Source organism: Pontibacter harenae (genome assembly GCF_020907245.1).
Lineage (GTDB): Bacteria > Bacteroidota > Bacteroidia > Cytophagales > Hymenobacteraceae > Pontibacter > Pontibacter harenae.
Map to the genome: position 1 here is coordinate 18,686 of NZ_JAJJWH010000010.1, position 19,431 is coordinate 38,116.

Below are 19,431 nucleotides of genomic sequence, written 5' to 3' on the forward strand. Positions count from 1 at the left end.
TGCTAGTAACGATCAACGAGTAACAAACAACGAAACAAGCTACCAGATGTAAACCCACTTAAACAGGACAATGCCAACTAAACAACCGATGGTGTCAGCAAGTGCATCAATTACATCGCCTTGGCGGCCGTAAACCAAAAAGTGTTGGATAAACTCAATAAGCACGCCATACATGCTGCAGATTAAAAAGGCAGAGCGAATGGCGTAGTGCCTTAGGCGAGGGTAAGTGTATTGCTTAATTAAGCCCACAATCATCAGGAAAGTGAGCACAGCAAATACAAAGAAGTGAGCGAAGGAATCGAACGAAAAAAGCTCCCATGCAGAAAGCGAGGGCATAGAAGTAGAGGGCAGCAATGTCGTAAGCATGATCATTGCTGCCCAAATAATGGTAAATAGGTTGTAGCGTAAAATCAAAACCTACTTTGTTCTACTGTTACTGGCCAATGAGTTCGCGGTAAGCCTCTGCTGTAAGTAAGCCATCTATCTGGCTTGCATCATCTATAGACATTTTCACGATCCAGCCATCACCGTAAGGGTCAGAGTTTACTAACTCAGGGCTTCCGTCCAGCAATTCGTTTACTTCTAGTACAGTGCCAGTTACAGGGCTGAAAAGGTCAGATACTGTCTTTACAGCTTCTACGGTACCGAATACATCGTTTTGGCTTACTTGCTTGTCTACTGTGTCAACGTCCACATACACAATATCGCCAAGCTCGCTCTGAGCAAAATCAGTGATGCCAACAAAGGCTACATCGCCTTCTACGCGTACCCACTCGTGGTCTTTGCTATACTTTAGGTTCTCAGGTAAGTTCATTTGTTATGTCTGATTAAATTTCTCTGTTCAAAATTACAGTCCTTTTCGGCAAAGGCAAAAATTATTGCAAACTAACTCTAAGCTGAATACCACCTTCTGACACACTATTGCGGAACGATGTGGATATTTTAGGGTCAGACACGGTGCGCAATACATAAAATTGAATGTTTACGCGCTGGCTCAATACATAATCTATGGTTGGGCGCATTTGCAGCTGCCGTGTACCGTTGGTAATCTGGTTTTGGCTGTATTCCTGCCCTTGCTCGTCTCTGGCAATGGCGTGTTGTACAGTTTGGTTGTCTCTTACCGAAAGGTCCAATCGCATGGTTAGCTCGTTTTCCAGTACCTGTCGCTTACCATTAATCTTGAATGGAATCCTGAAGTTAGAGGTGGCATAGCCGAAGCCCAACACATAATCTTTTACGTTTGTCTCTGTTACCTGTGCATTTGTCATATTAAGCGACAGGTTACGCTCCATCTTATATTCCAAACGGCCTGTGAAGTTCGTCTTGGTACGGAAGTTAATACCAAGCAACGGAGCCATGCGCTCGCTAACGGTCAGCTGGTTCACGATGTAGTATGGTGCTAACTGACCGAACTCGTTTAACTGGTCTGGGAAGCCTGCAGGTTGCTGCGTATAAGCCAGCGAGGTTGTAAAGCTGGTGATATTATAGCTGGCATTATAAGCATGCGTAATATTTACCTGGCTAAACCAGTTCTGGAAGAACGGCAACTGCGACAGACCATTGTAAGAAATGTTCCAGTTAGGAATAGGCAGTCGCTTAAATGGATTGTCTTCAGACTCTGCTTTATATCCATTCACATCTCTGCCCTGGTACGCGTAAAGGAACGATTTCATAAGGACCTCTTGTGAGTTTAGAGTATAGCCCGAGTCACCTGCTGCAGCATTTGCGGTTGTTAGCTGCTCCCGAATATTATACCTGTTACGTATAAAATTTTCGAAAGCACCAGAGGTACCGCTGCTGGTAGATTCGAAGAAAGTGCCCAGTGCCATAAAGGAGGTACTGAAAGAACCAGAGTTAAACGGGTTCTGACGCTGGTCAACATCACCAACATCACCAAAGTCGTCATACTCTTTACGGTAAAATACTTCCTCTATCTCTGACTTGTTTCTTTTTAAATCTACCTGCAGGTTAAAGTTGCGGAAGGGTTCTAAGTTAGCACGGGCTGTAAATGTTTCTGTAAAAATAGAACTTAGCGGCGTGTTCAGATATTGGCTGCTGTCTGTGTACCAGCCGTTGGTATAAGCTCTGTTGTACAGGTCGTCCAGTTCGTACTGCTGGCCAAGTATAAACGGCAAACCTGGAGCCTCAAAGCCTTGATCGAAGCCAAACATGTATGTGCTCGGCAGGTAGCCAGGCAGTAAAGTGCCACGGTTCTGCGAGTAGGTATAATTAATAGAACGCGTCATCATCAGCAGCCTCGCCAGCCCTTTTACAAATTTCAGTTCAGGCTTTGGCTTTTGGTTTGTACTGTCGGCTACTGCTGGTGCTGGCGTTCGGGCAGGTGGAGTTGGTGAGTTTACAGATTTTAAGAACTTCATCTTGTTGTAAAGCTTCACCAGGTCCATCTTACCCGTCAGGTTGAACTCAGTATTATTTTCTACGGTGTTACCCAACCTGAAAGTAGTATCTTGGTTAAGAGCCGTAGAGCCAGCCGTCCAAATATAGGTAACAGCATAGCGTGTCTCAGCACCTATCCAATCGGTTAGCGGAAACTTATCCAGTGGCAACTTATAGTTCAGGGCTATTACCTGATTGAAGTTCGTGTTTCGACCACCGTTTACCAGGTTATCCCAAATTACACGGTTCTTATACCTTAGTGAGTCTACCTCATTGTTGATTCTGTTATCAGGCTCATCTACTACCGATCTGTTTGTAGCCGTGTAGTCGAACGACAAGTTCTTGCTTAAATCCCACCTCATGTCGTAGATGCGGTTAAAGAAGAAGTACTTCTGGAACGTAGGATCTATGCCTCGTGTGGTAATAAGCCCTGTTGCAGGATCACGGCGCTGCAGGAAAGTCTCGTTGTAGCGTCTATCTAAATCGGCCCTTATCGCTATTCTGCTAGGCAGCGGCGTAAAGTTAAGATCCTTCAGCAGGCGCAGGTAAGGCGAGTTCATGCTTTCATTAGACGCAAACGGAGCATAGCTTTTAGGAGTCGGGTTATCATATGTATATGTTACGGCACCTGTATAGCTCTTCGTAAAGTCTCTGTCTGTTTCTATGTTTGTGAATAAGCGCTCGGTATAGGAATAGGAGAAGGCCAGATTTTCGATATCGTATGGTCTTACCTTTGCTTCAGGGTCTGTTCGCTCTTTCCTTACGTTCAGCAAGCTGATGCTTTTTCTTGTTTCGCGGGTGGTAACTTCTCTTTTATACTCTCGCTTAGCGTCCTCATCCTCTCCAAAGCGTGTCAGCGACTGCTCTAGCGGCACATCTTTATCTAAGGGGTCAAACTGGGGTTCGCTGTTTACTATTCCATACTGCAACGAAAGCGGCACACGAACACCTAACTTCTCAGGCAGGAATTTATCAGCTACAATGTTAGCGCTTATGTCGGCTGCAGCTGTGTTCTCTCTAGCACGTTGCGCGATCTTTTGCTGTAGGCCACCGAAGCCAACGGTGGTATAAGCACCTGTTGCCGTTATGTTAGCAAAGTCGGCAAGTTTGGTATTTAGCCTTGCATTGGCAGCCCAACCTGTCTGGTTTCTGAAATCTGTTACACGCAGTTCGTTTACCCACATACAAATAGAATGCGGCTGCGAATCGTCGCTAGGGTTTCGCAAACCTATCATGACACTTTGGGTCTCACTAAAGTCTGGGTTACCTACCACGCGTATTCTTTTGCCGTTGCCTAACACCACTTCATAAGGGCGGTAGAGGTCTCTACCGACTGCTTTATTCCGCTCTACCTTGGCATTTACAAAATCTTCTAGGGCAATGTCTATTTCGTTTGCTGTTGGCCAGATAGCGTCTGGTGTACTGGCACCTTGCGGGGTAAGCTTTAACGGCACTACATATTCATAGTAGTTTTGCGTATAGTCTGTACCAATGCGAATAAATGCCTGTACATCGTCATCTTTGGTGTTCAGGTCGCTGCTTTCGGCGTGGATGTACATTTTCAGGCGCTTGTAAATAAGCATATCCAGCGACAGGTTCTTATAAACTGCCTTCGAGAATGAGTCTCTCAGGTCTTCGACACATAGCTGCAGCGATTGCTCATTTTGGCGACGGTTGTTGGTGGCTGCATAATCGCGCAGACGATCAATGCCTGGAGGAACTACATAAGGAATTTTATTTCCTTCGGCTACCTGTTGCCCGTTTTCTTCTATGTTTACTGTCGAAACGGTAAAGGCTTTAGCATCATTCGTACAAGTCAGGCAAGGGTTGCCGTCTGTGATAGGCTGTAGAAATGTACGCCACTGGTTTGCCACAAACTGGAACTGTACAAAGCGAAGCACCACAGGATCGGCAAACTGGGTCATGTACATACGCATGAAGCGGATAGATTTAAATCCGTTAATGTTACCGACGCTGTTTGTAGGCTGGCGTACTGGAATCCTGAACTGGTACCAGTTTACCTCATCGCCGTTTTTATTTTGAACTACACGATCCACAATGAAATTCTGCCCCACGTTTAGCTGGTCTGGGCGCAGGTTTATTTTATATTCGTAATACTGCTCCAGATCACTGATTACGTTGTCTTTGTTAAGGTCTTCTTTATCTGGGTATGCATAGTTGGAGAAGCGGCTGTTCTCTGGCGAGTTGTTCTCCATGCCGTTAAAGTTCTTGTATCGGGCCAGTACGCCAGCATTTACCTGGTCATAGCGGCTATCGAGGTGGTGCAGGAAGTTGTCGGCAGACGGGTCATCCAGTACAGATTGTGGTATGGCACCAGGAATCTGGTTTAAGAATGGTGTCTGGAAGTATTCACGCTCGGCTATATCACTTAGTCCATCCAAGCCAATGTCCTGGAACTGCCGGGCTCCTGCCACTCCTGTAAAAGCATCAGTCAGAAATTGTTGTGTAGTTACCAGTCCCCATTCAGTTCTTGTTAGGTTTTGCTGATCGTTAGGAGAGGTAGGTAAGCCGTTTTCAAAAGAATAGCGGTTATCCTTTAAGATGTCTTCTGAAACGCTACCCAGATTCAGTACAAGCTCGCCGCCATCATTATTAACGATAGGATTACCTTCTGCGTCTTTTCTGCCGTTCGGGCCTGTAATAAATGGATCCATTAGCCAGAACTCCACATACTCGATGTTGGCATTGTCAAAGTCTGTGTCGAAGCTGATCTCGCGGCTAATACCGCCCCAGTTTCTGCGTGGGTCGCCTAACAGCCTACCTTGTGCATCTAAGTTAGGATTATAGTTGTATTGCCCTCTTTCGCGTGGATAGTAAGCCAGGTCAAAGGTATACTCAAATGTAGTAGCTACCTCTGGGTCGCGTCCAGGGAAAACTTCGTTTCGGGAAACACCGCGCACATAATGGTTCTTAAGCTCTTCATCTGTAATGTTAGAAGGCTTCAGGTTATCGGCATTGCGGTAAAATATTTGATCTATGGTATACCAGGCAAGTTTGGCGCGGTTATATGAGTAAGCTAAACCAGCCCCAGGTACAAGCGGTGCAGGCGTAGCTGCCAGGCGCCAAGTAGAGTTATTAAAGCCCCCCAGGTTGTATGGTGTTTCTGCTCCTTCAAAATCATCTATGTAAGAGGTACCGTCTTCGTTGGCAGGAGACTTGGTTTTTGAAGGTGAAAGCTGCGCGAACTCACCACTAAATGTTATGCTGGATGGGGCCTTGGTTTGGATGAACGGTATGGCATCCGTCATCTTCGTCAGGAACCGTGACTCTTTTGTAATGTTAACATCGAAGCCGTAGATGGTGTTGTTGCTAGGCTCATCGCCGATGCTTACGCGGTTTATATAAGGGCGCTCGTTCAGGTGCAATACGGTAGCTCCCAAATTTACGTCATCGTTTAACCTATAGTCGAAACGGGCACCAAGTAGTGAGCGAGGCTGAATGTTCATGAGCTCTGCTTTCTCGTAGGTAACACGCAGATCGTTGGCGGAGCTAATGTAGCTTGGGTTCAGAATTTTGATGCGTCCCAAATCGTAGAATACCTGATAGTCGGTGCCTTCTTCTAAGCGCGTACCTCCAGAATATACTGCTACAGAGCCTTCTGCAACTCTAAATCCAGGAAGTATAATTTCGTCTGTAGAACTGGCCTTAAATCTACCCTTAATATAGAATTTTGCCTTGATGGTATTTTGCTGTGCGTCGGTCTGTGTCTGCTCGTACAGTTCATCGAAAACATATCGCTCTACCAGTTCAGGGCTGCCTTCCAGCTTCTCACGTAAGTAATCGCTGAATGGCTCTACCTGAGGGAAAAAGATACGGCCGCTTTCTGTATCAATGGTTATACCTGGTAAAAAGTCGAAGTTACCGTCGCTTGGCTTGTCGTTGTTCGTATTTACGTTGTCCAGGTTCAGTACTTCTACCAACGGAATATTCTGAATAGGGCTTGGTTCTTTAAGGCTTGTAATGTCTACACCCGTTTCATCGTCTTTATAGATGATCTGCAACTGGAAATTCTCACGGTTCACCTGCGAGGCATCAAGCGAATAGACGTTCTTCATCATCAAGTCCCAAGTCGGATACTCCAGCGACGGGTTTGTCGCCTTTAGCATCTTCATGTGGATAATCTGATCGTCCTGCAGGTTTTGGTAATTTTCCATCAGCTCACCAACCTGGTAAGTTTTGCCATTGTAGGTATACTCAAACGCCACACCCAGCACCTGATCGGGCAAAAGGGCAGAGTTTAAAGAAATATAGCCTAACTGCGGGTTAAATTTATACTCACGTGGGTCCAGCCTTCGTGCCCTTACGTGTTCATAGTCTATGCTTTTTTGCAGGCCTAACTGCTGCAGGTAATTATCTACAGTATTACTGTTTCGGGCCGATGGGTTATTTGATATTTGGCTATACAGTCTGTTGGCAGCATTGCTGGCTGGTGCTGTTCGTATCTGCTCAAACTGGCCACGGTAAGGGTCGGCCTCACCCAAGTCCATAAAAGCTACTATGTTGCGCAGGTTTTCAGTAGCGCGGTTGTTGTTTGTTACATACAGCTCCAGTCGCCTGATAACGATTCCTGAATTTACGAGCGGCAGATTCTTGAGTGCATTGTTATAGCGGCCCCTGAAGAACTGCGAAAGGAAAAAGTGTCGGTCTCTGTCGTATTGATCTGCCCTGATTTCGAAAGGCTTGTTCTGGTCACCGTTCTGTATGATAACCTCATCGTTTCTGCCTCGCACATTAGAGGCAATGGTAGTTACGGCTAAGCGGCCAAACTGCAATTGTGTTTTAATACCGAACAGGTTCTGTGCTCCTGTAATCAGCGAGTTGTTTAGCGGCAGACTTACGTTACCAGCCTCAATCTTGCGGATGATTTCTTCTTCGTAACCAGTATAGTCCAACTTCATGTTGTTCTCAAAGTCGAAGTTGGCGTTGTTATCCCAGTTAAAGTTAACTCGCATCTTTTCACCTATCTTACCTACCAGGTTCAGAGAGATGTTTTGCTCAAAGTCGAAGTCGCCAGTGCGCTGCTGGCGCAGAGGAATGGTAGGGTTTTGATTACGGTTGAAACGAGCTCCAAATTTAAGAGAGACGTTACCATTGGGCTGTATATCCACCACATTGCCGCCAAATATCCTGTCGAACATGGGGCTAATGTATATTTTAGGAACAAGGCGGCTATTGCCTGTAAGGCTTTCACCATCTAATCCTTTCGACTTGCTTCGCCAATAGTTTCGAATGGACTCCCGCTGCTGCCATTCAGAGTACTCCTGCAAGGTCATGGAGGAGGGGAGGCGGTAGTTTAAACCACCACCAATGGTTTCTGTGATGTTGTAGCCTTTTAAACTATCATCCAACTGCATTTCCATCTCAATGTTGCCAGGCGGTGGACCGAGCAACAGGGGAGATGAGCCTGTTCGGGAGCCGAAAGGATTACCCCGTCTGTCAGTTGGTGTAACATTTGGGCGGGTACTTGGCGTATACTTCTTTGTAGTGTCTGTCTTTATGGTATCCTGTAACAGGAAATCTTTAAGAACAGTGTACCTGAACCGATTGCGCAGGCGTAATGCTTCCGCATCCGACCACCAGGTCAGCAAAGCTATAGCAGCAACCAGCCCAACAATCAGGTTGTTCTTTTTACTTTTCCAGATCAAAATCGGGTATAATTCTTAAGAAGATTTCAACGCAAACTTTATCAGTTCTTCCACACTCATCTCTCTGCCTTCCCGCTTGATAATATTGTCGAGGGTCTTCTCGGCTACGTTCTTGGCAAAGCCTAATGTTACTAAAGCAGATAACGCTTCCGAACGTACTGTATTGTATGCGGTAGCAGGAACAACAACAGCATCTGTAGCCATAACTTCCTTCTTCATTTTATCTTTAAGTTCCAGTATAATGCGCTGAGCTGTTTTAGCTCCTATACCTTTTACATGCTGTATCGTGCGCACATCCTCCCGCACAATAGCCTGCTGTACTTCTTCTACCGACAAAGAAGACAGGATCATGAGCCCGGTATTGGGCCCAACACCTGAAATCGAGATTAAGTGCAAAAAAACATCTTTTTCTGCAGCAGTAGTAAAACCATACAAAGTATGGGCATCTTCTTTAATGTGCAGGTATGTGTGCAGCTTGCAACGCTCGCCCGATGGTAAAGAAGAATAGGTACTTAAAGATATTTTGATTTGGTAGCCTACGCCATTCACATCTATGATAACATAGGTTGGGTCCTTATGCGTCAGCTTGCCGTCTATGTAGGCTATCATTTATAGTTATATTTATATAATTCTGTTACTATGATTTTGGGCATCCACTACCGCAATAGTTATAATATTAATGATTTCGCGGATAGAGCTACCCAACTGCAGAATGTGAACTGGCTTGCGCATACCCATCAGAATAGGGCCGATCGCCTCTGCACCTCCAATTTCCTGCAGCACCTTATAGGCAATGTTGCCAGAGGTAAGCGCTGGAAAAATCAAGGTATTTGCTCCTTTGTCTGCCAACTCACTAAACGGGTATACTTCGCGCAGCAAATCACGATTAAGTGCAGTATTTGCCTGCATTTCTCCGTCTATAAGCAGGTTCGGGTAACGTTCTTTGGCCTTACGAACAGCCTCAGCAGCTTTTTCTGGCACTTCGCCTCTTACCGTACCAAAGTTAGAGTAGGAGAGAACTGCCACACGCGGCTCTGTGTCAAAGAAGCGAACCGTACGTGCTGTCAGCCCTATAATGTCAACCAGTTCATCGGCTGTCGGGTTAACATTTACAGTGGTATCTGCAAAAAAGTATGGCTCTTTTTTGTTCAGGATAATGTACATACCTGCCACCTTGTTTATACCCTCTGCCACACCAATTACCTGTAGGGCAGGGCTGATGGTTTTAGCATACTCTCGTGTAAGACCAGAAATTAAGGCATCAGCTTCTCCTGTTTCCAGCATCAAGCTACCAAAGTAGTTTCTGTCTTTTACCAGGCGGCGGCACTCTGCCAAGGTAAGGCCTTTGCGTTGGCGTTTTTTGTAGAGTATCTGGGCAAATGATTCCAGCTTTTCGTCCTCTTCAAAAGGGTTGATGATAAGCGTACCATCCAAATCCAGGTTATTTTCTTCTATGATGGCCTGAATGCGTTTGCGGTTTCCTAGCAAGATTGGATTGGCAATTCGCTGATCTTTTACGGTTTGAGCTGCCTTTAAAATTTTATAATTGTCAGCTTCTGTGAATACAACCGTTTTAGGATCTTTTTTGGCCTGGTTGGTAATACGCGTCATCAGCTTCTGGTCAATGCCAATGCGCTCCTGCAATTCACTTTCGTAGGCTTCCCAGTTCGTAATAGGCTGCTTGGCAACGCCACTCTCCATAGCTGCCCTAGCTACGGCTGGTGAAATCGTTGTAATCAGGCGTGGGTCTAGGGGCTTTGGTATCAGGTAGGTACGGCCAAATGTGATGGTGTTGTCACCGTAAGCCTTGTGAACGATATCAGGTATAGTTTCTTTGGCAAGTGCTGCCAGGGCATACACTGCCGCCAGCTTCATCTCTTCGTTTATCTCAGTAGCACGCACATCCAGGGCTCCTCTAAATATGTAAGGGAAACCTAGTACGTTGTTTACCTGGTTCGGATGGTCGGAGCGGCCTGTGGCCATAATCAAGTCTTCACGCGTAGCCATAGCTACATCGTAAGCAATTTCAGGGTCTGGGTTGGCCAGCGCGAAAATGATTGGATCAGCAGCCATGGTTTTCACCAACTCAGGTGCCAACACATTGCCTGCCGATAAGCCTATAAACACATCGGCACCTTCCATCGCTTCGGCCAGCGTATGGATGTTACGCGTCGTTACGAACTGGGACTGGTAAACGTCCAGGTCATCGCGCTCAGGCCGAATAATACCATTCTTGTCAAACATGACGATATTATCTACGCGAGCACCTAGTGCAACATATAATTTAGTACAGGCTATAGCCGCTGCGCCTGCACCGTTCATCACAATTTTTATTTCTTCTATCTTCTTACCAGCTATTTCCAGTGCATTAAGTAACGCTGCAGAAGATATAATGGCAGTGCCATGCTGATCGTCGTGCATCACTGGAATGTTCATCTGCTGCTTTAAGGCGTTTTCAATCTTAAAGCTTTCTGGAGCTTTGATATCTTCAAGGTTTATACCTCCAAAAGTTGGCTCCAAAGACTTTACAATGCGAATAAACTCTTCAGGGTCAGTGCAGTCTACCTCAATGTCGAATACATCTATGCCCGCAAACTTCTTAAAGAGAACTCCTTTACCTTCCATAACAGGCTTCGATGCATCTGGCCCTATATTGCCTAAACCCAGCACAGCAGTTCCGTTTGATATAACACCTACCAAGTTGCCCTTGGCAGTGTACTTATAAGCGTTGTCTTTGTCTGCTGCAATTTCTTTACATGGTTCTGCTACTCCAGGAGAGTAAGCCAATGCCAGGTCGTGCTGGGTGCTTAGCATTTTAGTAGGTACTACCTCAATTTTACCAGGTTGGCCTAGTCTGTGGTAGTTTAATGCGTCTTCTTTGTTTACCTTAATCATAGTAGGTGTATTTGTTATTAGGCAGGTGCAACAATAGCTATTATTTAAGCTGCCAAATGTAAAGCCTTTATAAGAATAGAAAGCAATTTCATAAGAAATTATGGCTAATCAAAGTACTGCAGCAAAGATACAATTTGTAATGTTTGGTTTCGAAAAATACAATTTAAATTGGGAGTGGCCTATAAAGCAAAAGCACCTGCTGTAGTGGCAGGTGCTTTTGCTTTATAGATTTTTAACTACTGACTGTTAACTAATAATAAGTTTTTGCCCAGGCTTTAATACAGAGTTATCGTTAAGCTTGTTAAGCTTGCGTATTTGATCTACCGTAATGCCTTCATACTTGCGGGATATATTCCACAGCGTGTCACCTGGCTGCACCAGATGTAAAATGCGTTCTTTTTGTTCCTGCGTTGGTTGTGGCAGTTTGTTTACTACTCGTTTTGCAGATGTTGCTGCTTCAGCCTTCTCAGTCGAGGCAAGGAGGGGAACAGTTGAAGCAGCATTATCTTTTTCCTCTTTGCTTATTGCCTGATACACGACCAGCTTTTGGTCAGGCATAATGCTGGCGCTGCGCAGGTTGTTCCAATCCTTTAGATCATCCACCGTTATATTAAAGCTCTGCGCTATAGTAGATAAATTATCGCCTCGGCGAACAATATACTCTTGCTTTTGCAGCAGCGAATCAACTTTTGTCTCTGCTTTTTTTGTTTCCGCTGCTAGCATAATTGGTGCTGGTGCTACTGATTTTGGTGCAGCAGCTGGTGTAGGAGATGCTGCCAAAAGTATACAGCTTTCTTCTGCTGCCAACAGTTTAGATGCTTGTACAGGTATGCGAAGCGGATACTTGCGCAAATCTTTTGGTAATACCGTTGTTTTGAGTTCTGGGTTTAGCGCCTTTAATGTTTCGGGTGCTACATGCAGTTCATTTGCAAACTTCTCTAAATCCAATGCTTGGTTAACGAAGAATATTTCGGTATCCTGTACGTATAGTACTGAATCAGTAAAGATTTCGTGCTCGCCAGCATATTTCATAGAGTATATCACAGCGGTCATGGACGGTACATAGCTGCGTGTTTCGCGTGGCAGGTGCGGGAAAACCTCCCAGAATGTTTTTTTGCCACCGCCTGCTTTACGAATAGCTTTGTTTACATTGCCTTGCCCGCAGTTGTAAGCAGCCAATGCTAGTTCCCAATCTCCATAGTACTTATATAACCTGCTCAGAAACCTGCAAGCAGCGTCAGTCGCTTTTTCAGGGTCCATGCGCTCGTCCAGGTACTGGTTCTGGGTTAAACCATACTCATTGCCTGTAACTTTGATAAACTGCCACAGACCTACAGCTCCAGCCCATGAGGCTGCTTTAGGGTTAAGCCCTGACTCTACGATAGAGAGGTACTTTAACTCCTGTGGCATGTTATACTTCTTCAGGTATTTTTCGAACAGCGGGAAATACACGTTCTCACGCGAAAGCATGGTACGGGTGTATTTTCTGTTTCGGATGGTAAAATAATCTATGTGGCTTCTTACAAACGGGTTGAATGTAAGCGGAATATCAGACTCAATGCAGCTTAACCTGTCCTGTATTACCTCATTGGGCTCATTCGGAATGTTTTCTACAAGTAATGCAAATTCTTCTGGAGACAGAATAGTAGTGGTGTCTATCTGGGGATTTCCCAAACTTTTTGCAACCTGCTTTGCCTGCTCTATGCTAAAGACACTCTTTTGGGCATTACATGTAAAAACGCTGGCAGCCACGGCTGCCAGCAATGTGAAGAGTCTACAGTAGGTCATGGTAAAGTTTATGCTTCAACGGTAATCTTATCCAGTATGTAATTTGAGAAAGCAAGCAACTGCGGCTCCTCAAACGAGCGGGTCATGAGCTGTAACCCAATGGAAAGGCCGTTGGCATCGCGGCCAACTGGTATAGATATGGCTGGAACACCTGCAAGCGAGGCCTGAACTGTAAAGATATCAGCCAGGTACATAGCAAGCGGGTCCTCTACGTTTTCTCCAATTTTAAAGGCTGTAGTTGGAGCTGTAGGTAAGATAAGAAAATCGTAAGTCTGCAGTAACTCGTCAGTTTTCTCCTTGATCAGTCTTCTTACCTTCTGTGCTTTCGTATAGTAAGCATCATAATAATCAGCACTTAAAACAAAAGTGCCCAACATAATTCGACGCTTTACTTCTTCGCCGAAGCCCTCAGAGCGCGTCTTTTTATACAAAGACGACAGATCAGTTACGTTGCTGCTACGGAAACCGTACTTCACGCCATCGTAGCGGCCAAGGTTTGAGCTGGCTTCAGCTGTGATTAAGATATAATAAGTTGGTACCAGGTAATCCAGCAGTGGGAAATCCACTGCTTCTATGGTATGGCCAGCCTCTTTCAGTATATCCTTTACACTTAGAATACTGTCTTTTACCTCCTTGTTCAGACCTTCGTTTTCGAAGCTGTCGCGGATATAACCAATTTTATACTTTTTGTCTGTATTCAGTAACTCGCTATAGGCTGGCACAGGACGGTGGCTAACGGTGCTATCCATTTCGTCTTTACCTGCCATCACCTCTACAAGCAATGCTGCATCTTCCACGCTTTTGGTAATCACACCAATCTGGTCGAAAGAGGAAGCAAATGCTATTAGGCCATAGCGGGAAATGCGGGAATAAGTAGGTTTAAAACCAACCACACCGCAAAAAGAAGCTGGCTGACGCACAGAGCCACCTGTATCGGAACCGATAGAAGCCAAGCACAAATCGGCTTGTACGGCTACTGCCGAACCTCCAGACGAACCACCTGGTACACGGCTTGTGTCGTCAGCATTAAGCGCGGGGCCAAAAGCAGACGTTTCGTTAGAGCCACCCATGGCAAATTCATCGCAGTTCTGACGGCCAATAATAATGGCGTCTTCGTCTATAAGCCGTTGCACTGCCGTAGCAGTATATAACGACTCAAAGCCATCTAGCATTTTGCTGGAAGCCTGCAGGCTGTGCCCTTTGTAAGCAAGCACATCTTTTATTCCTATTACCATGCCAGCTAACTTGCCTGCCGTACCATTAGCCATTTTCTGGTCAATGGCCTCGGCCTGAGCAAGTGCTTCTTCTCCAAACACTTCCAGGAAAGCATTCAGGTTTTCTTTTTCAGAAATATTACGAATGTAATTTTCTACAAGCTGGCGGCACGTAACCTGCCCATTGGCAATGTCCGCGCGGATGTCACGTAGCGAGTTATACTGTCTCAATCTATTTCGACTTAGTGTCGTCTTCTATGGACCGTTCTAGTTCGTGTTTAATTTCATTTGTAGCATCTTTAAACTCCCGCATGCCCCGCCCAACAGTGCGTGCTATATTCGGTAGTTTATCGGCTCCAAACAGTAAGAGAATTGCTGATACGATGACAAGCATCTCTCCTCCTCCCAAGTCGCTTAAGAAGAGGAAAACAGTACTGAAGTACATGTGCAATTAACCTATAAAGGCGTTATAATACTACTTGGTAGTGTTACTGTCGTCTTTTACAGAGTTCTCTATGTCGTGCTGTATCTCTTTTGTCGCATCTTTGAATTCACGGATGCCACGACCTAAGCCTTTAGCTAGCTCTGGTAATTTCTTAGCACCGAAGAAAAGCAGAATTACAGACAGAATTAGGATAACCTCTGTGCCTCCAAGACCGCCAAGAAATAATAATACGTTGTTGATACCCATCTTTTTAAATTTTAAAATGATTGCTACAAAATTAAAGGTAATATTTTAAATAAACCCATATCTGCCGAGATAAGTTTATTCTATGTTCAGAATACTAGCTACCTACGAGATTGCAAGAGTGGCGGATTGCGGAGCTTAGGAAAGTGTGGAATGACAAATAAGGTAACTTATTTCCCAAACAGCTGTGTAACTGTCCTTTTATGGGAAAAGCTTTCTTGTCTGCCTTTGTACATCTCATTGATATGTAATGTTTTATTGAATATCTGTGTTTTGGTGCCAAACTTGCTATAACTCTTATAGCAGCATGTAAAGCTAACGGCTTAGCCATAACGCAATGCTACTAAATTTGGTATGGCTGCTACTTTATTGCTGATTGGTAGCTTGTAAGTTGTTTTAGAGTTACTTCGGGAGCTTGCGAATTTAACACATCATATTTTGCAAAAATGATGTTCTTTTAAAAGTTCTGGATCCAAGTGCTAATATCTAAGAAAAACTATATTAACTTTGGTACTATCAAAAATGTTGATAAAAAAAGTCTAATATAGTGAAACAAAAATATGCTAAAGACACTATAAAGGGTATCTCTAACATAGAAAGATTAAGCGACAGAAAGGAACTTCAGCTGCATGCTTTATGTCTTTACAGTGATTCATGTACCTACTTTGAATTTGTAAGAGATTAAGTTAAGTTGCAGTTGATTTAACTAAAGATATAGATAATAAACAGACAGGCCTCGAGGGCCTGAATCTGCTAAAAATATTAAGTTTGTTTTCATAGCTTGGAAAGGCACCCTGCTCTGTAGGGTGTTTTTTTATTTCCAAAGGTGTGGTTGCTGTTCTAACAGCATTAGGTACAGTATATTCTTACGGATAAACTTCATTCTTGTTAAATATAAAAGCGCTGGCCCTGAAGTTATAGTACCTCAGGGCCAGCGCTTTTATTATTTATATACTTCTATTACTTTCTGATAAGCCAGCCTTCGGGGTTAAGGTTAGCATCGTTTTTCCAGATCTGGAACTGTAGTTCAGTAGTACCGTCAGTATCGGTATAAACTGTGCCAAGGGTGTCTTTCAGTTTTACATCCTGCCCTATAGACACATTAACGGTCTTTAGCTTGGCATACACGGCAAAATATTCTCCGTGCTGCACCATGACAATGTTATTCATGCCTGGCACACTGGCAACCGAAACTACTTTACCTTCGAAAATGGCACGAGCTGCTGCTCCCTGGGCTGTCTGAATATCAATACCTCTGTTTTCTACGACAACACCTTTTAAAACAGGGTGGTTGTGGCGGCCGAACTTCTGTGAAATAAAGCCACGCTCTACAGGCCATGCTAAACGTCCTTTGTTACCTGCAAAAGAGGAGGAGATAAGTGCAGCTTCAGGCGTAAGCGTAATTTTGTTCGCGCTGCCGCTGGTTGCTCTGCCTGCGGCACGTGCTGCACGGGCGGCTCGGGCTATTTCTTCACGTACTATATCGGCAATCAGGTTGTCCAGCTTTTTTACTGCCTGCTGTCGTTCTGCTACCTCTTTTCTTAGCCCTTGTTCTTGTTGACTCAGTTTCGTTACAACGCTATCCTGCTGTGTTTTCAGGGTAAGAAGGTTTTTGTTCTCTACCAGCTGTTTATTTAGCAGATTTTCTTTTTCCCTCTTTTGCTTTTCAAGCACCGTTAGTTTGCCTGTTAACTCACTTTGCACCTTATTCATCTGCGCTACTTGCTCTTTTCGGGCTTCAGAATACTGGTTTAGGTAGCGCAAACGCATTACCAATTGGTTGAAAGACTCGGAAGCAAACAAGAACATCAGCTTGTTGTAACTGTTTGCAGTTTTCGATGCCGAATAAATCATGGTAGCATACTCGGCTTTTAGTTTATCCAGATCAGCTTCCAATTCCTTTACAGTACCTTCAGTCTTTTTAACATCAGACTCTATAAAAGTAAGCTCGCGCGATATGTTATTGATAACACCTTTTTGTACTGTTATTTTTTCTTTGATGGCATTAAGTTGGCCAATAGAGGCCTCTTTCTGCACTTTGGTTTGTTGCAGAATTCGATTGGCTTCTTTTATACGATTGAGGTTTTCCTTCTTCTCTTTCTCTAGCTGTGCCTTCGATTTAACCTTTTGTGCGTGGCTAACAAGTGGCAGTGATAGTAGAAGTAAAAAGAAGACGGATTTGTAAAAGGCCTTCATTAGGATATTGGTTCTTGTACTCCGAGCTTACAAATATGGTGAATCTAAACGCGAAGAACCAACTGCAGTAGCTAATTAATTAAAATTGATGCGTTTGTAATCGCTAGGCACATTGAAGGGGAATTCCAATGCTTCGTCGTTAACAGTTACTCTGTTGTGGGTAAGGCTGAAATTAGAGGATTGGCCTTGTTGCAGCACTTGTGCTGCCAAAGCATAAGCAAATGGCGTTTCTCCTACACTCTGGAAACTATCGTATTTTACTGTTATGGTGTTGCCTGTATTTTTGTCCTGCACATTTAGCTGCTGCAGTTTGCTACTTTGGCGCCCTACAAAATAATCGAATAGCAGGTTTTCCCGAGCTTGCTGTATATGATGTAAGTCAGCCTCATCCATTACCTTTTCGGCTCCTGCAGGTTGGTAATTGCCCAGCAGTATGGCCTGTAGCACATTATAATCCATGTCAACATGAAACTTGTTTCTGAGGAAGCTATAGTCTGTGGCTAGATACTCTTTATGCAGGCGATCCATTACATAAATAGAATCAGTTGTGATTTTAATGCGAGCAGCCTCGAAGCCTAATCCTGGTAGCACTGATATCCAGATAATGCTGTCCTTCTTTACGCGTAGGGCATAGCCAGAGGAAGTGGTGCCGTTTTTATCTTCTAGCTTAAGCTGGCCGCGTGTCGTCAGGTAATTAAATTCAAGGTTTTTTACGCTTACGCGCCCTACGGTTTCTGTGGTGGCTGTGGCGGTAGTGGGTACAGTATCCTTTTTGCAGCTTGCAAATGCCAATAGGCTCAGCAGGCACAGCAGAATGTTCTTACTCCTCATACAGTTTCTTTTCCTTTATTTTTCTGTCGATGAATGCGGAGGCTTCGCCTTTCAGCTTTGCTTTTTGCCAATGGCTTACGGCTTCTTCTTTTTTACCTAATTTAAATAATACATCCCCGTAATGCTCTACCACAGTTGCATCATCTGATATGGCCACTGCTTGCTCCAGGTATTTACGTGCTCCATCGTAATCGCCTAACTTGTACAGTACCCAGGCATAAGTGTCGAGGTAAGTTGGGTTAGTTGGATGCTGCTGCACCAATCGGCTGGCCATTTTCTTTGCCACTTCCAGCTTCTCGTTGCGCAGCGACAGAAAATAACTGTAATTGTTTAAAACGTGCTCGTTGTTAACATCCACGGCAAGAACAGCCTCATAAGCCTCATCAGACTTTTTATAGTTCTTCAGGGAGTTATAGCCATCGCCAAGCTGCATGTTAAACTGCATTGCCAGCTCTGGTTCGTTTGCTGATAATCGTTTGCCGTACTCTAGTGCTTTTACAGCTTTGTCGAAGTTTTTTTCTATTAAATGCCCTGTGCCGTTGTAAAACCAAAACACTGACTGGTTTGGGAACAGCTCCAGCGCTTGCTCTGAGTGTTTAACCAAAGCATCTGATTGTGACAGTTCTGCATCTAGCAAAACAATCTGCTGCCAGATCTTAAAGTGAGAATCGTCAAAAGTGACAGCCTTTAAGTAATTATCACGGGCTTGTGTTTTCTTGCCGATTATAGTTTGCAAATCGCCGGCAACAGCGTAGGCTTTTGCTTCCTCAGGATGTGACTGCATTGTAAGGTCGGCCAATTCTAATGCAATGCCCTCAACAGCAGGGTTTGGTAACTGGCGAATAAAATCTACCAAGATCCGAACTTTGGTATCGATATCTAACTCTGGGCTTGCAAAAGCTAACTTAACCTGCTTTTCAGATTCCCTTAGGTTTCCCTTCTGCCGGTTTAAATCTGAAAGCATCAGGTGCGCAAAAGGATTCGCCTGTTCTACCTGCAATGCTTTCTGCAGTGTTTTTATAGCATAATCAGGTTGCTTCGAGGCATTGTACAACTCAGCCAACGATAGGTAGTACCGTATTTCAGTAGGGTTGGTGGCAATAAGCTTTTCGCCTTCTTGTATGGCCTTTACCACGTTTTTCTGACGAAGGTAAATCTGCTGGCGGCTAACCGAAAGCTGTTCTAACGGACCATACTGCTTTTCAATGCGCTCGTAAGTTTTCAAGGCATCATCGAAGCGGGACTGGGAGAGGTACAGGTCAGCCAGGTTGAAAAGGTAGGCTTCGGAACCTGGTACATTGTTTAATAAATTGTTATAAGCCTGGGCGGCCTCCGTAATCTGGTTCTGCTCGGTATGGGCTTGTGCCAGTAGCAGGTAGTAATAAGCATTCTTGCTCTCTTGTGCAATGGCTGCCTTTGCAAAAGGTAAAGCCTCTCTTGGGTTTTTAAGATGCAGATAAGTTTCTGCTATTTTATAGTTAAGAGCTGCGTTTGTAGGGGTAACGGTATAAGCTTTTTGAAAAAGCTGGAGGGCTTGTTTATAGTCCTCCAGCAAAAAATATTTCATACCATCCAGAAATAATGCCTCGCTAATGTGCCGCTCGCGCTCCGAAGGCTGTGGTGCCTGGGTCTGTGCTGTGGCAGTTTCTTCTATTGTTTTAGCTTTCTTTCTGCCAGACTGAGCATTCGATTCACCTATGGTTAATACCGCTAAACAACATGTGGCAAGTGCAATATTTCTGAAATTAATCATTGT

The 19,431-nt window shown here is 44.5% G+C and carries 12 protein-coding genes; all 12 read right to left on the minus strand.

Annotation, left to right across the window (positions count from 1 at the left end; genetic code table 11):
- Positions 1 to 39 precede the first annotated feature (39 nt).
- Positions 40 to 414, minus strand: coding sequence for a VanZ family protein (locus tag LN893_RS07365; RefSeq protein WP_229969161.1), 375 nt, complete (start codon positions 412 to 414; stop codon positions 40 to 42).
- 19 nt (positions 415 to 433) lie between these two features.
- Positions 434 to 814: a glycine cleavage system protein GcvH gene (gcvH, locus tag LN893_RS07370; RefSeq protein WP_229969162.1), complete on the minus strand. Its 381-nt coding sequence runs from the start codon at positions 812 to 814 to the stop codon at positions 434 to 436.
- Between the two features lie 61 nt (positions 815 to 875).
- The gene (sov, locus tag LN893_RS07375; RefSeq protein WP_229969163.1) at positions 876 to 8,063 is read right to left on the minus strand and encodes a T9SS outer membrane translocon Sov/SprA; all 7,188 of its coding nucleotides are present in this window, start codon (positions 8,061 to 8,063) and stop codon (positions 876 to 878) included.
- Between the two features lie 15 nt (positions 8,064 to 8,078).
- The gene (ruvA, locus tag LN893_RS07380; RefSeq protein ID WP_229969164.1) at positions 8,079 to 8,672 is read right to left on the minus strand and encodes a Holliday junction branch migration protein RuvA; all 594 of its coding nucleotides are present in this window, start codon (positions 8,670 to 8,672) and stop codon (positions 8,079 to 8,081) included.
- 12 nt (positions 8,673 to 8,684) lie between these two features.
- On the minus strand, positions 8,685 to 10,958 hold the full coding sequence (locus LN893_RS07385; RefSeq protein ID WP_229969165.1) for an NADP-dependent malic enzyme: 2,274 nt from the start codon (positions 10,956 to 10,958) through the stop codon (positions 8,685 to 8,687).
- A gap of 246 nt (positions 10,959 to 11,204) precedes the next feature.
- Positions 11,205 to 12,746 (minus strand): lytic transglycosylase domain-containing protein, encoded by a 1,542-nt coding sequence (locus tag LN893_RS07390; RefSeq protein WP_229969166.1) that lies wholly within the window; start codon positions 12,744 to 12,746, stop codon positions 11,205 to 11,207.
- 8 nt (positions 12,747 to 12,754) lie between these two features.
- Entirely contained in the window at positions 12,755 to 14,191 is a 1,437-nt protein-coding gene (gatA, locus tag LN893_RS07395; RefSeq protein ID WP_229969167.1) for an Asp-tRNA(Asn)/Glu-tRNA(Gln) amidotransferase subunit GatA, read from the minus strand.
- 1 nt (position 14,192) lies between these two features.
- Complete coding sequence (locus LN893_RS07400) at positions 14,193 to 14,405, minus strand: Sec-independent protein translocase subunit TatA/TatB (RefSeq protein WP_229969168.1); 213 nt, start codon at positions 14,403 to 14,405, stop codon at positions 14,193 to 14,195.
- A 30-nt stretch (positions 14,406 to 14,435) separates the two neighbouring features.
- Complete coding sequence (locus LN893_RS07405) at positions 14,436 to 14,651, minus strand: twin-arginine translocase TatA/TatE family subunit (RefSeq protein WP_229969169.1); 216 nt, start codon at positions 14,649 to 14,651, stop codon at positions 14,436 to 14,438.
- A gap of 957 nt (positions 14,652 to 15,608) precedes the next feature.
- Positions 15,609 to 16,844, minus strand: a complete 1,236-nt coding sequence (locus LN893_RS07410) for a murein hydrolase activator EnvC family protein (protein ID WP_229969170.1) — start codon at positions 16,842 to 16,844, stop codon at positions 15,609 to 15,611.
- 75 nt (positions 16,845 to 16,919) lie between these two features.
- On the minus strand, positions 16,920 to 17,675 hold the full coding sequence (gene lolB1 / locus LN893_RS07415; protein WP_229969171.1) for a lipoprotein insertase outer membrane protein LolB1: 756 nt from the start codon (positions 17,673 to 17,675) through the stop codon (positions 16,920 to 16,922).
- Positions 17,665 to 19,428, minus strand: a complete 1,764-nt coding sequence (locus tag LN893_RS07420; protein WP_229969172.1) for a tetratricopeptide repeat protein — start codon at positions 19,426 to 19,428, stop codon at positions 17,665 to 17,667. Before LN893_RS07420 ends, lolB1 begins: the two co-directional genes overlap by 11 nt.
- Positions 19,429 to 19,431: the final 3 nt, after the last annotated feature.

Excerpts from the sequence above, each read along its gene's own strand:
- gcvH (WP_229969162.1), bottom strand. The coding sequence starts at position 814 with ATGAACTTACCTGAGAACCTAAAGTATAGCAAAGACCACGAGTGGGTA.
- ruvA (WP_229969164.1), bottom strand. The coding sequence starts at position 8,672 with ATGATAGCCTACATAGACGGCAAGCTGACGCATAAGGACCCAACCTAT.
- LN893_RS07385 (WP_229969165.1), bottom strand. The coding sequence starts at position 10,958 with ATGATTAAGGTAAACAAAGAAGACGCATTAAACTACCACAGACTAGGC.
- LN893_RS07390 (WP_229969166.1), bottom strand. The coding sequence starts at position 12,746 with ATGACCTACTGTAGACTCTTCACATTGCTGGCAGCCGTGGCTGCCAGC.
- LN893_RS07400 (WP_229969168.1), bottom strand. The coding sequence starts at position 14,405 with ATGTACTTCAGTACTGTTTTCCTCTTCTTAAGCGACTTGGGAGGAGGA.
- LN893_RS07405 (WP_229969169.1), bottom strand. The coding sequence starts at position 14,651 with ATGGGTATCAACAACGTATTATTATTTCTTGGCGGTCTTGGAGGCACA.
- LN893_RS07410 (WP_229969170.1), bottom strand. The coding sequence starts at position 16,844 with ATGAAGGCCTTTTACAAATCCGTCTTCTTTTTACTTCTACTATCACTG.
- lolB1 (WP_229969171.1), bottom strand. The coding sequence starts at position 17,675 with ATGAGGAGTAAGAACATTCTGCTGTGCCTGCTGAGCCTATTGGCATTT.
- LN893_RS07420 (WP_229969172.1), bottom strand. The coding sequence starts at position 19,428 with ATGATTAATTTCAGAAATATTGCACTTGCCACATGTTGTTTAGCGGTA.